At 72.3% G+C, this 12,221-nt stretch carries 9 protein-coding genes and 1 pseudogene; 5 read left to right on the forward strand and 5 right to left on the reverse strand.

The genetic code is table 11. From position 1 onward, the window contains the following. Positions 1-59 precede the first annotated feature (59 nt). Positions 60-764 (forward strand): peptidoglycan-binding protein, encoded by a 705-nt coding sequence (locus tag ACIQOU_RS11955; RefSeq protein ID WP_401536271.1) that lies wholly within the window; start codon positions 60-62, stop codon positions 762-764. A gap of 9 nt (positions 765-773) precedes the next feature. On the opposite strand, the gene ACIQOU_RS11960 is transcribed toward ACIQOU_RS11955, so the two are convergent. From ACIQOU_RS11960 to ACIQOU_RS11980, 5 genes and pseudogenes are all read right to left on the reverse strand, one after another. Then, positions 774-1,148 (reverse strand): hypothetical protein, encoded by a 375-nt coding sequence (locus tag ACIQOU_RS11960; protein ID WP_401536272.1) that lies wholly within the window; start codon positions 1,146-1,148, stop codon positions 774-776. Between the two features lie 438 nt (positions 1,149-1,586). Next, positions 1,587-2,510: a MurR/RpiR family transcriptional regulator gene (locus ACIQOU_RS11965; RefSeq protein ID WP_401536273.1), complete on the reverse strand. Its 924-nt coding sequence runs from the start codon at positions 2,508-2,510 to the stop codon at positions 1,587-1,589. 90 nt (positions 2,511-2,600) lie between these two features. Continuing rightward, positions 2,601-4,125: pseudogene (locus tag ACIQOU_RS11970) on the reverse strand (ArnT family glycosyltransferase). A gap of 87 nt (positions 4,126-4,212) precedes the next feature. Beyond that, complete coding sequence (locus ACIQOU_RS11975; RefSeq protein ID WP_401536275.1) at positions 4,213-6,132, reverse strand: phosphatase PAP2 family protein; 1,920 nt, start codon at positions 6,130-6,132, stop codon at positions 4,213-4,215. 187 nt (positions 6,133-6,319) lie between these two features. After that, positions 6,320-7,228: an N-acetylglucosamine kinase gene (locus ACIQOU_RS11980; RefSeq protein ID WP_401536276.1), complete on the reverse strand. Its 909-nt coding sequence runs from the start codon at positions 7,226-7,228 to the stop codon at positions 6,320-6,322. A gap of 297 nt (positions 7,229-7,525) precedes the next feature. On the opposite strand from ACIQOU_RS11980, the gene ACIQOU_RS11985 reads away from it, so the two are divergent. From ACIQOU_RS11985 to ACIQOU_RS12000, 4 genes are all read left to right on the forward strand, one after another. Further along, positions 7,526-8,671: an ROK family transcriptional regulator gene (locus ACIQOU_RS11985; RefSeq protein WP_401536277.1), complete on the forward strand. Its 1,146-nt coding sequence runs from the start codon at positions 7,526-7,528 to the stop codon at positions 8,669-8,671. Positions 8,672-8,950: 279 nt separating this feature from the next. After that, positions 8,951-10,282 (forward strand): ABC transporter substrate-binding protein, encoded by a 1,332-nt coding sequence (locus ACIQOU_RS11990; RefSeq protein ID WP_401536279.1) that lies wholly within the window; start codon positions 8,951-8,953, stop codon positions 10,280-10,282. A gap of 46 nt (positions 10,283-10,328) precedes the next feature. Next, positions 10,329-11,306, forward strand: a complete 978-nt coding sequence (locus tag ACIQOU_RS11995) for a carbohydrate ABC transporter permease (protein WP_401536280.1) — start codon at positions 10,329-10,331, stop codon at positions 11,304-11,306. 32 nt (positions 11,307-11,338) lie between these two features. After that, on the forward strand, positions 11,339-12,217 hold the full coding sequence (locus ACIQOU_RS12000) for a carbohydrate ABC transporter permease (RefSeq protein ID WP_401536281.1): 879 nt from the start codon (positions 11,339-11,341) through the stop codon (positions 12,215-12,217). Positions 12,218-12,221 lie beyond the last annotated feature (4 nt).

The following is a 12,221-nucleotide window of genomic DNA, read 5'->3' on the forward strand; positions in this document are numbered from 1 at the left end:
CCGCGTATCTCTCAGGCGAGGGCCGCCGAAGCCCCGCCACGGGACGGAAGGAGAGCGCTGTGCCCACACCGCCCGGATCGAGACCCCGCCCACCGGACGAGCGCACCCCGTTGGAGCCCATCCGCGTCCTGCGCCCGCGCCGCACCGACGCGCTGGCGGAACTGATCCGGGAGATGCAGGAGAGCCGCGACGACGCGACCGCGAGCGCGCACCGCGACTACGAGTCCGTGACCCTGCCGCCCGAGCGCTCCCGGAACATCGACGACGACACCGAGGAACTCCCGTCCTTCCCGCGCGAACAGCCCTACACCCGGCGGGATGTGGGGGCGCCGGACCGTGACACGGGCCGGTCCGGGCTCGGGCGTGGCCAGCGGCTGGCCGCCGGAGTGATCGCCGTCGGCGCGGCGGCCGTCATCGGATTCGGCTGCGCCCTGCTGCTGCCCGGCCGCACCGACGCGGCCACCACCCGGCCCGAACCGTCGGCCTCCGCCACCCGGGCCCCGGCCCCCGCGCCCTCGGGTTCCACCGACCCCGACGGCGCCGGAACCCTCCGCGAGGGCGCCGTAGGACCCGAGGTGAGTGACCTCCAGGAACGCCTGCTGAAGATCCCGAACGTCTACGAGAACGGCTCCACCAGCGGCACCTACGACGCCACGCTCACCGAGGCGGTGGCCCGCTTCCAGCTCTGGTACGGCATCAGGGGCGACGAGAACGGCGTCTACGGCGACGACACCCGCACCGCCCTGGAGTCACGGACCGGCTGACGTCGCCGGTCAGCGGCCGGCGTCGGTCAGGGCCTGGGTGACGGCGCGGACGCTGCGGGCGATGTGCTGGAGCTGGAGCACCTCGGCCGCGTACAGCTTGATGGTGTGCTCGATGACCGACTCCGGCAGCCCGAGCCCGGGCAGATCGGCGCGGGCGGTCTGCAACGCGGTGCGGGCGACCCGGATCTCGTGCTGGACCTGGATCTGGGCGTGCCGGGCGAGCAGCACCGGGTGGCGGATGAACGCCGGGTAGCTGGCGTAGCGGGCCGGCACGAGTTCGCGGAGCCACTTGGCGGCCGTGCGCTCCCAGTCGTAGGAACCCGGCGACTTGACCTGGCACGGCCAGTCCGGGCTGAGGCGCGTCGTCGTCAGTTGCATGATCATCGCTTCCGGGTGTGCGGCGTCGTGGAGGGTGGTCCGACGGGGGCGGGCGACCCCGGCCTAGGGGATGACCGGGGCCGCCAAGGGCGCTCGCCGGGGCGAGGCCCTACCGGAACGCCCCGGGTGCCGACGCGGGTAGGAGACGGCGGCCTGGGGTGTCCGTTCAGGGGCCCGGGAAGGCGGACGGTGCCGGCGCTGCGGGGGGTGGTGCGGGCGCATGGGCGGATCGTCGGCTTTCTGCGGGCGGATGCGGCGAACGGTGGGGACGGGCATGCGGGACCACGTCCCGGAGCCGACCGGTGCGAGATCCGTGAGCAGTATTTATATATGCCGATCGGTTTGCAAGGCGCATGAAAACATTCATGCGTGATTTGTTGTGATTGGTCCGTCTATGGCAGCCGTGGGGCGGGGTGTGATCTAGGACGGCTCCGGGGCCGTTGCCTAGTCGCGCAGGAAGAATTGGTGCTGGTCGGAGACCTGTTCGTACTCGTCGAGGCGGGCCTGGGTGCGCTCCGGGTCGGCGTCGGTCATGGCTTGCAGCAGCGCGGCCGCCATGAGCCCGGGCGCCGCGTAGGAGTCGAAGACCAGCCGCGACCCGGTGCCGGTCGCGAAGGTCACGTCGGCCTCGTCGGCCACCGGACCGAGCGCCAGGTCGGTGACGAGCGCGACCCGCAGCCCGGCACCCCGGGCGACCCGCACGGCCGTCAGCGTCTCCTGGGCGTGCCGGGGCAGCGAGAACGCCAGCACCCAGCTGCCGCCCGCCTCCCGGGACTGCAACAACGCGTCGTAGGCGACACTCCCACTGCCCGTCACCAGCCGCACATCGGGGTGGATACGGCGGGCCGCGTAGGCGAAGTACTCGGCGAGGGACGCCGAGATGCGCAGCCCGAGAACGGTCAGCGGGGTGGACGCCGACAGCGCCCGGCCCACCGAGATGACCTGGTCCGGGTCGGCGAAGTCGCGCCGCAGGTTCTCCAGGTTCTCGATCTCGGCGTCGACGGCCGCCTGGAGTTCGTTGCCGCCGTTGTCGTCGGCCGCGCCGGGGCCGCCCGCCAGCTTGCCCAGGGCGATCGCCTGGAGCTTCTCGCGCAGCGCCGGATAACCGCTGAAGCCGACCGCGCCGGCGAACCGGGTCACCGACGGCTGGCTGACGCCGACGCGTTCGGCGAGGTCGGTGATCGACAGGAACGCGGCCTCGGTGATGTGCTCGATCAGGTACTGGGCGATGCGCCGCTGGCCGGGGGAGAGGGGCGGCCGGTCGAAGAGGGCGCGCAGCTGCGAGGTCGGGGAGGCCTCGGCCTCCGGATCGGACCGGCCCGAGGTGATCGCGGACGCCTGGGCGCGTGCCTGCTGCGGCGAGGACACCGGTACTCCTTCTTTGTCTGCCACAGTGCCTCAACATAGCTCACGCACCGTGGCCGTCCTGGCTGGTCCGGGGCGCTCAGGAGGCGGCCCTCAGCGCCGGTAGACCGTGATCGAATGCCCCACGTCCTCGACCGGCCGGGCGGTGTCGAGCAGCGCCGCGAGCCGCCCTCGCGCCTTGGCCGCCGCCGAGTCGGACACCACGAGCAGCCCGCGCACCTCCCGTGGCGGCACCCGGCGCGGATCGGCCGCGTCGATGCCGTAGAAGGACGGCACCCCGCTAGAAGGGGAACGTCCGCGCCGAACTGACCGCCACGAACAGCACCAGCGCACCCGTGGCCACCGCGGCCCACCGCACCCGCGACGCCAGCACACACCCCGCCGCCACGGCCAGGAACATCGGCACGAACAGGGCGTACCGTGTCCCGAAGTCCCGGGCGCCCTGCATCGCCGAGAGCAGCAACACGGCGGCCGGGACCAGCACATGGGGCGCGGCGGGCCGCAACTCCCGTACGGACACCAGCGCGACGACCCCCGCGGCCCCGAGCACGAGCATGCCGAGCGGCGTCTTCACCAGCAGCGCGACCGGCAGGTAGTACCAGAGCGACCCGGTGTAGAGGTGCCCGAACAGGAAGCCCTGCCAAGGGAGTTCCTCGAAGGCGAACTGCACCCGCATCCCGTCCCGGTACGCCTCCGGGAACGGCATCAGCTCCACCAGCAGCCCCCGCACCCCGTGCACGGCCGGCACCGGCTCCCCCGGCGACCACCGCAGCCTCGGGTCCACCACGAGATACGACAGCCACACGACGGCAACGGCGACCACCGCGACCACGGCCGCCCCCTTCACCGCCCGCAGCAGCGCCGTCCGGCGATCCGGCGCACCGGCGTGCCACACCGCCCACCCGGCCAGCGCCAGCACCACCGGCACCACGGGCAGCACGCTCATCTTCGTGGCCAGCGCCGCCCCGAACGCCGCCCCGGCGAGCGGCAGGTGAGAGCGGGCTCGACCGCGCGCCCGCCACAGCAGCCACACCGACGTCAGCACGGAACCGGCCGCCGGGACATCGAGCGTGGCCAGCGAGCCGTGGGCGACGAGGTCGGGGGAGAAGGTGTACAGGGCCAGCGCCACCGATCCGGCCGGGGCGCCCGCGACCTCCCGGGCGAACGCGAACACCACGAGCCCGAACAGCAGGGTCAGCACGATCACCGGGAGGCGGGCCCAGAACATCAGCCGCCAGGGGTCGTTGCCCGACGCGTACAGCAGATGGCGTCCGAACGCGCCCTGGTCCCCCGGGAACGCCGTGTCGACGCGGGGACCGGCGACGGCCACCCCGGCCGCGACGACCAGCTTGCCCAGCGGCGGGTGTTCGGGATTGAGCCGCAGACGGTGCTCATGGAGGTAGTCGGCGGCCGTGCCCACGTACACCGGCTCGTCGATGGTCGGCGTCTGCTGGAGCGCCGTCGTCACCATCGCCACCGCCATCTGGGCGAGCAGCGCGGCCACCAGGAGCGGCAGCAGCCACCGGCGCGGCCCGGGCGCGGGCCGGGGGTGCTGCTCCTGGGCGCGGGGTGCCGGGACCGGCTGCCGGGTCCCGGTGAGGTGTTCGTGCGTCATCATCCGCCCCACGGTGGGCGCGGGGCGGCGGGAGCGAGCGGGGCCCGGTGCATGGGCCCACGGTCGCATCGGCTCCCGCCGCCGGGGGCGTCACCGCTTCACGAGTCGTACCGACAGACCGTCCGCCGTGTAGACGGGTACGGCCCGCAGCCGGTCGGAGTTCACCTCGACCCGGTCGAAACGGCCGCGCAGTGCCGGAGCCGACAGCACCCGCAGCACCGCTCCCGCCGCCGGGGGCCGCTCGGCGTCGAGCCGCAGCGTCAGCACGCCGCCCTGGCCGAGCACCACCCGCCGGGTGACCTCCAGGGCCGGCGTCCGGCCCGAGCGGAGCGTCAGCTCCAGGGTGGCCTTCTCCTGGGCGTACACGCCGTGCACCCGCACCGCACGCGCCAGGCGCAACGTGCCGCCCGTCACCCGCACATCGCCGTGGCCGAGGGCGTGCGCCGACGCCGCCACCAGCGTGCCCGCCTCGACACTCGTGCCGCCCGTGTACGCGTTGTGGCCGGTCAGCGTGAGCGTGCCGGTGCCGCGCTTGGTGAGGCCGCCGTGGCCGTCGATGTCGTTGCGCCAGGCGTCGGCCGCGCCGAAGCCGCCCGCCGCCGCGTCCAGCGTGACCGTCACGTCGGACTCGAACGAGCCGTAGCCGTCCGCCGCCGTGAACAGGTCAAGGCGCCCCCACTGTTCGAACCCGTCGAGCAGCAGATACCCCGACGGCAGTGCCGTGGAGCGCAGCACCGCGCGGCGCTGGGCCGCGCTCAGGTACGGCTGCCGTGTCTCCAGGAGCACCTCGGCGCCCTTCGGCACGGTCAGCGGCGTGCTGTGGCCGTGCCGGGTCTGCACATACGTCAACTTCCCCTTGTTGGCGCGGGCGTTGGCGTCGCGGTCGGCGTACGGGTCGGTGCCGGGGGCGGCCCGGTGGGCGTAGGCGTAGAGGGTGTCGGCGGTGGTGCCGGTGTGCTGCTCGAAGTAGGCCAGGGCCTGCGCGCGGGCGGCGGACTTGAGCGCGGCGTTCGCCGGGTCCGCGAGGGTCGCCGCGGCCAGCGCCGTCGCCATGATGCGGCCGCCGACCACGTCCAGGGTCGAGTGCATGCCGGCCACGATGCGGGTGTGGCTCAGGTGCAGGGCGCGCGTCACCAGCTCCTGGAACCGCTCGGGCACCGCGTACGCGTACGCCAGCGCCGCCAGGTGGAAGGCGTTGGTGTGACCGCTCGGGAAACCGCCGTCGCTCGCCGGGGTGGTCCCGCGCTGGCGCAGGAGCTGGGGCGCGACGACGACCTTCGAGTCGTAGACGGGGTAGCCGAACGCGTCCGTGCGCCCGGTGTCGACGACCTGGCTGTCCTCGTTCAGCCGCCACGGGCGCGGGTACTGGAAGGCGGCCTTGGCGGGGTTGCCCGAGGCGTACGGGCCGCGCAGGGTGTCGACCAGTTCGGCCACCTTGCCGAGCGCCGAGTCGTGCGCACCGGGGCCGAGGGCCGCACCGGCGGGCGCGTCGGCGGGCACCGCGTCGTCGATCGTGGTCGCGGGCGTGCCGTCGGGGGCGCTGGTGATCGAGGTGACCGCGAGGGCGCCGGAGGCGTACAGGCCGGCCAGCGGACCGAGGCCCGCGATCATCGCGTAGCTCTGGTGCTGGCGGTCGTAGAGGAACGCCTCCTTCGCCTGCGCCGGGGTGCGCGCGGTGGTGATCGTCACCGAGTAGCGCACGTTGGCGCGCAGCAGCTCACGTTCGCGCGGGGTGCCGGTGTTCCAGGCGGCGCCGGTCTTCCACGCCTGCGCCATGCCGCCGAGGACGCGGACGACGGCGTTGGTCTCGGGGGTGAGGTTCGCGGCGACGTTGGTCTGGTAGGCGTCGACGAAGGCGGCACCGGTGGCGGCCTTGGCGTCGGCGGCGGCCAGCCAGGACACCAGGGTGGGCGCGGCCAGCACCCCGGCCGAGGCGCCCAGCGAGGTCTTGAGGAACCCCCGCCTGCCGACGGCGAGTTGGGGGGACTGGGACCGGGCGGATGACGGCATACGGGGGCCTCTCTTGAATGCTGCGGCCGAACGGCCGGGAGGGAACGGGCGAGCGCGGGGCACCCGGTACGGCGGGGACCGGGGTGCCCTGTGGTGCCTGGGATGAAGATCTACGGCCGGGTCCTGACCCCACGGCGATGCCCCGGGGTCCGCGACATGGCGCCCAGGTGAACCCGGGCCGACCGGTTCACAGGATCGAACGGGCCAGCGCCACCGCGCCCACCACCGGCGCCACCCGCAGCGGCTGCGGCCGGGCCGACGGCACGGACCGGGCGAGCGCGTCGGTGAACGCCGTATAGAGGGGAGGCTGCGCGAGCACGGTGCTGCCCGCCACCACCACGTCGTCCACCACCAGACCGCGCGCGGCGAGCCGTTCGACGAGCCCGGCCAGCGCCCGGCCCGCCTCCGCGATCACGTCCCGGGCGAGCGCGGAGCCCGCCTCGGCGGCGGCGAACACCACCGGGGCATGCCGGCCCCAGGTGGCGGAGATGTCGGTGGCGGACTCCAACGCGTCGCCCAGCGCCGGGACCTCGGCCACGGCGAACGCCTCGGTCAGCAGGCCGGCGAGGGCGTCGGGCGCCTCGCCCCGGTCATGGGCCGCCCACAGCGCCCGCGCCGCCTCACGGACCAGACCGGCCGCGCCGCCCTCGTCCCCGAGGACCGCCCCCCAGCCGCCGACCTGCACCGGGCTGCCGTCGGCCAGCCGTCCCACGGCGACCGAACCGGTGCCGGCCACCAGACCGACGCCCCGCTCCAACCCGGCGGCGGGAACGAGGAGTTCGGCGTCGCCGACGACCAGCGCGGACGCGTCCAGGTGGGCGCTCAGGGCGGCGCGGATCTGCGCGCACTGGCGCGGGGTCTCGCAGGCGTGACCGCCGACGGCCAGCGCGTCGGGCCGGGTGCCCGGGGGCAGCGCGTCGGCGACCAGCGCCGCCAGCCAGGAGGCGGCGGCCACCGGGTCGTGCGGCCGCCAACCGGCGCTCGGGCGCACGTGGTCGGCGACGGTGTCGTCGCCCGCGTGCGCCCGAAGGTGCGTCTTGGTGCCGCCCACGTCGATGCCGACCACGAGCGGGCGCGTGGCGGAAGTGTCCTGCACGGGTCCTCTTTCGTCGTTGCGCGAAGCTGCGAACGGTGGGCGAACCGTGCCTGATGGAAAGGGAGTTGAGGAAGTCGGGAAGCCCCGGGACGGGCCTCGTTCGGAGCACGGCAGGCGAGTACCGTGTACTTCGTTAGGAAGTTAACTAACGAAGTACAGTGCGTCAAGAGTCGTCGCACACTCGACCACCGAAACGGCCGTTCGGGCCGCCGTGGCGGGCAGTTCGCGACGCGAGGGCCATCCCGTCGCCGTGCCCCGCCCCACTCGGGAGCACGGCCCCTGACCCATGGGGGAACTGTGCACCACGTCGTGGCCGAGGCCCCACGCCTCACCGAGAGCGCGAGCGCCGTCTTCGCCGTGCTGGCCCGGGCGGGCAGCGCCACCCGGCCCCAACTCGCCGGCCTCGCGGGCCTGTCCAAGCCGACGGTCTCCTCCGCCGTCGCCGAGCTGGAGGGCGCCCGGCTCGCCGCCCGCTCCGGCACCGTCTCCGGCTCCACCGGCCGCTCCGCCGCCGTGTACGGCCTCGGCCCCGCCGCCGGTGCCGTCCTCGCCGTCGACCTCGGCCCGCATCGCACCCTGGTCCGGGCCTGCGCCCTGGACGGCAGCCTCCTCGCCGACACCGCCGCCCCCCGCGAACAGGCCGCCGAGCCCGTCCGCGAGGCCCTGTCCGCGCTGCCCGCCGGCACCCCGCTGCGCGGCATCGTCGTCGCCGTCGGCGATGTCGCCGCCCTCGACGGGACCGGCACCGGCATGCGCCCGGCGACCGCCAAGGCGGGCCCCGTCTTCGACGCGATGTCCGTCGCCCTGCCCCCCGGCGTCCCGGTCCGCCTGGAGAACAACGTCAACTGCGCCGCCCTCGCCGAACTCCACGAGGGCGCGGCCCAAGGGCGCCACAGCTTCGGCTTCCTGCGGATCGGCGTCGGCATAGGCCTCGGCATCGTCCTGGGCGGCCAGGTGCTGCGCGGGGCGAACGGCGCGGCGGGCGAGCTGGCCCGGCTGCCCTACCCGTGGCAGGAGGGCCGCACGCCCCACCGGGAGGCCCTGGAGGAGTACGTCGGGGCGCACTCCCTGCTGCGCCGCGCCCAGGCCGCGTGGCCGGAAATCGACGGTCCCGCGCCGCGTACCGTCGAGCAGCTCTTCGGGCTGGCCGGGGAGGGGCGCGCGGCGGCGCGTGCGGTGGTCGCCGCCCACGCCGCCGACGTGGGCCGCCTGGCCGCCGCCGTCACCGCCGTTCTCGATCCGGGGCTGCTCGTGCTCGGCGGCAGTACCGGCTCCGACCCGCAGCTGCTGCCCGGGGTCCGGGCCGAGCTGGGCCGTCTGAGCTGGCCCACCGAGGTGGTCAGCAGCGGGGTCGGGGACAGCGGCACCGTGGTGGGCGCCGCCCGGCTCGCCGTGGCCCGGGGAGTCCAAAACGTGACCCAAGGCGCGCAGGCGAAGGATTGACGGCCTCGGACTCGGTCTGCCAATGTCCGGACAAGCGCTTTCTAAGTCGGCCGGGACGCCGACTTCGGGTGAGCGTCCCGCCGGTACGCGAACCGACGTACGGCAGCCCAGCGAGGGCGTGCTCGCGAGGCAACGGCCGAAAAGGGCCGGGGACCCCCATCTGACAGGGGCGACGCGGCCCGGGCGAGGCCGTGCACCCGGAGAGCACCCCAGAGCAGATCGCACCCCCGTGCCGCACCGTTCGGCCGGGATTCGACACGCACCTCCAAGGAGGACCCGGTGGGTCACCAGATCTCGCGCAGAACCCTCATCCGCTCCGCGAGCGGTCTCGCCGTCGCCGGCGCGCTCGGCAGCGCCCTCACCGCCTGCGGCGGCGGCACCGGCGCCGGCTCGACCAGCGACGAGCTGACGATGACCTGGTGGGGCAGCGACGAGCGGCACGCCGCCTACAAGAAGGCGCTCGCCTACTTCGAGAAGAAGAACACCTCGATCAAGATCGAGGAGCGCTACTCCGGCTACGACGGCTACTTCGACAAGTTCAACACCCAGGTCGCCGGCGGCAGCGCCCCCGACCTGCTCCAGATGGACACCGCGCTGGTCGCCCAGTACGCCCGCAAGGGAGTCCTCGCCCCGCTCGACTCCTACGTCGGCAAGAGCCTCGACCTCACCGGCTTCTCCAAGGCGCTGCTGGCCGCAGGCACCGTCGACGGCAAGCTGTACGGCGTCCCCTCCGGCATCGGCGTCAACGACCTCACCGTCAACCGCAGCGGCCTGGAGAAGCTCGGCCTGACCTACCCGGACCCGGAGTGGACCTGGGCCGACCTGAAGAAGATCTCCGTCGAGGCCTACAAGAAGAGCGGCGGCAAGATCTACGGCGTCGACGACGTCGGCGGCGGCACCCTCCAGGCGTTCGAGATCTTCGCCCGCGAGAAGGGTCAGCAACTCTTCACCACCGACGGCAAGAAGCTCGGCTTCACCTCCGACACCCTCCAGGAGTGGTGGGAGTACTGGGCCGACATGCGCAAGTCCAACGCCTGCCCGCCGCCCGCCATCACCTCCGCCGCCCACAACGACCTCACCAAGAACGCGGTCGTCATCGGCAAGGCCCTGATCACCTTCGACACCGGTGTCTACGGCGTCGGCGGCTCCATCACCTCCGCCCAGCTCGACTTCCTGCCCACCCCGCAGGGCGACTGGTCCGGCGCCCGCGAGGGCAACTACGTCAACGGCGGTGTGCTGCTCAGCGCGACCAAGACCAGCAAGAAGGTCGCCGACTCCGTGAAGATCATGTCGTTCTTCGCGCAGGACGAGACCGCGATCAAGGACATGAAGCTCCAGCGCGGCATCCCGCCGACCGAGAAGGCCCGCGCGCTGATCTCCGGGGGCCTGGACGCCACCGACAAGCGCAACGTCGCGATGGCCGACTACATCTCCAAGCGCGTCTCCAAGTCCACCAACGTCCTGGCCGCACCGCAGCCCCCGCCGCAGGGCGCCGACCAGATCTGGGACCTGCTGTTCCAGTCCAACCTCGCGATCGCCTTCGGCAAGAAGACGATCAAGGGTCAGCTCGGCCAGTTCTTCGACCAGGCCGCCGGAATCCTGTCGGCGTAGCGCCGCACCGCACAACGAACCACCGGGAGAGGCCAGGGAGATGAGTATGACCACCGCGCAGACCGGCGAGGTCGTGAAGGAGCCGCCGGCTCCGGCGACCCCGACCGACGAGCGGGAACGCGAACGGATGCGGCGCCGGCTCGCGAGAAAACGAGGCGGCGGCTGGTGGCCGTACGTCTTCCTGGCCCCCTGGTTCGTCGGCCTGTTCGGGCTGACGATCTACCCGATGCTCGACTCGCTGTATCTGTCGTTCACCAAGTTCGACCTGCTCACCTCCCCGGAGTGGGTCGGCGCCCAGAACTACGACCGGATGTTCACCGACGACCCGGTCTTCTGGGACTCGGTGCACGCCACCCTGCTCTACGTCGTCGTCTCCGTGCCGCTCAAGCTGGCCCTCGCGCTCGGCGTGGCGATCCTGCTCAACCGGGACCTGAAGGGCATCGGCCTGTACCGGGCCGCCTTCTACCTGCCCTCCCTGCTCGGCGGCGCGGTCGCCGTCGCCATCGTGTGGCGGCAGGTCTTCGGCGGCGACGGCCTCTTCAACGACTTCCTCGGCTGGTTCGGCATCAAGGGCCAGGACTGGATCTCCAGCCCCGACACCGCCATCTACACGCTCGTCCTGCTGGCCGTCTGGCAGTTCGGCACCCCGATGGTGATCTTCCTGGCCGGCCTCAAGCAGCTGCCCAAGGACGTCTACGAGGCGGCGGCGCTGGACGGAGTGGGCCCGCTGACCCGCTTCTTCAAGATCACCCTGCCGCTGCTGACGCCGATCGTCTTCTTCAACGTCGTCCTCCAGATCATCGACGCGTTCAAGACCTTCACCCCCGCCTTCGTGGTCAGCAACGGCACCGGCGGGCCCCTCAACACCACCATGCTGTACTCCCTGTACCTGTACAAGAAGGGCTTCACCGACCTTCAGATGGGGTACGCCTCCGCGCTGGCCTGGGTGCTGTTCCTGGTCATCGCCGGATTCACGGCGGTCAACTTCATCGCCAGCCGTTACTGGGTTCATTACGACGACTGAACGCCTGAGCGTCGGTGAGGAGTCAACACCCCATGTCCGTCATCACCCCGAACGCGTCGCCGCTGGCCAAGCTGCGCTCGCTGCGCGGCCCCCGCCGCGTCCTGATCCACACGCTGCTCATCGGCGTCGCGATCGTCATGCTCTACCCCCTGCTGTGGATGATCAGCAGCTCCTTCAAGCCCGACACGGAGATCTTCACCCACCCCGGGCTGATCCCGAACGCGCTGCAACCCGAGAACTACTCCAAGGGCTGGAGCGGCTCCGGCAACTCCTTCTCCCTGTACATCACCAACTCGCTGATCGTGTCGATCGGCGCGGTCATCGGCAACGTCATCTCCTGCTCGCTGGCCGCCTACGCCTTCGCCCGCTTCGAGTTCCGCGGCAAGAAGCTCTGGTTCGGCCTGATGCTCGGCACGCTGATGCTGCCCATGCAGGCCACCCTGATCCCGCAGTACACGATCTTCTACAAGCTGACCTGGATCAACACGTTCCTGCCGCTGATCGTGCCCAAGTTCCTCGCCACGGACGCCTTCTTCATCTTCCTGATGGTGCAGTTCATCCGCTCCATCCCGCGCGAGCTGGACCAGGCGGCCATGATGGACGGCGCCAACCCCCTCCAGATCTACTGGAAGATCGTCCTGCCCCTGATGCGGCCGGCCCTGATCACCACCACGATCTTCACCTTCATCTGGAGCTACGACGACTTCCTGAGCCAGCTCGTCTACCTCCAGCAGAACGCCCGCTTCACCGTGCCGCTCGGCCTGACCCTCTTCCTCGACCAGACCAGCGGCTCGTCCTACGGCGCGATGTTCGCGATGGCGACGCTCGCCCTGCTGCCGACCCTCATCTGCTTCCTCATCTTCCAGAAGAGGCTGGTCGAAGGCCTCGCCACATCCGGAATGAAGGGCTGAGGAC

Source organism: Streptomyces sp. NPDC091279, assembly GCF_044757465.1.
In the GTDB taxonomy this organism is placed as follows: domain Bacteria; phylum Actinomycetota; class Actinomycetes; order Streptomycetales; family Streptomycetaceae; genus Streptomyces.

Coding starts and splice junctions, on each gene's coding strand:
- ACIQOU_RS11960 (WP_401536272.1), bottom strand. CDS start 1,148: ATGATCATGCAACTGACGACGACGCGCCTCAGCCCGGACTGGCCGTGC.
- ACIQOU_RS11975 (WP_401536275.1), bottom strand. CDS start 6,132: ATGCCGTCATCCGCCCGGTCCCAGTCCCCCCAACTCGCCGTCGGCAGG.
- ACIQOU_RS11995 (WP_401536280.1), top strand. CDS start 10,329: ATGACCACCGCGCAGACCGGCGAGGTCGTGAAGGAGCCGCCGGCTCCG.
- ACIQOU_RS12000 (WP_401536281.1), top strand. CDS start 11,339: ATGTCCGTCATCACCCCGAACGCGTCGCCGCTGGCCAAGCTGCGCTCG.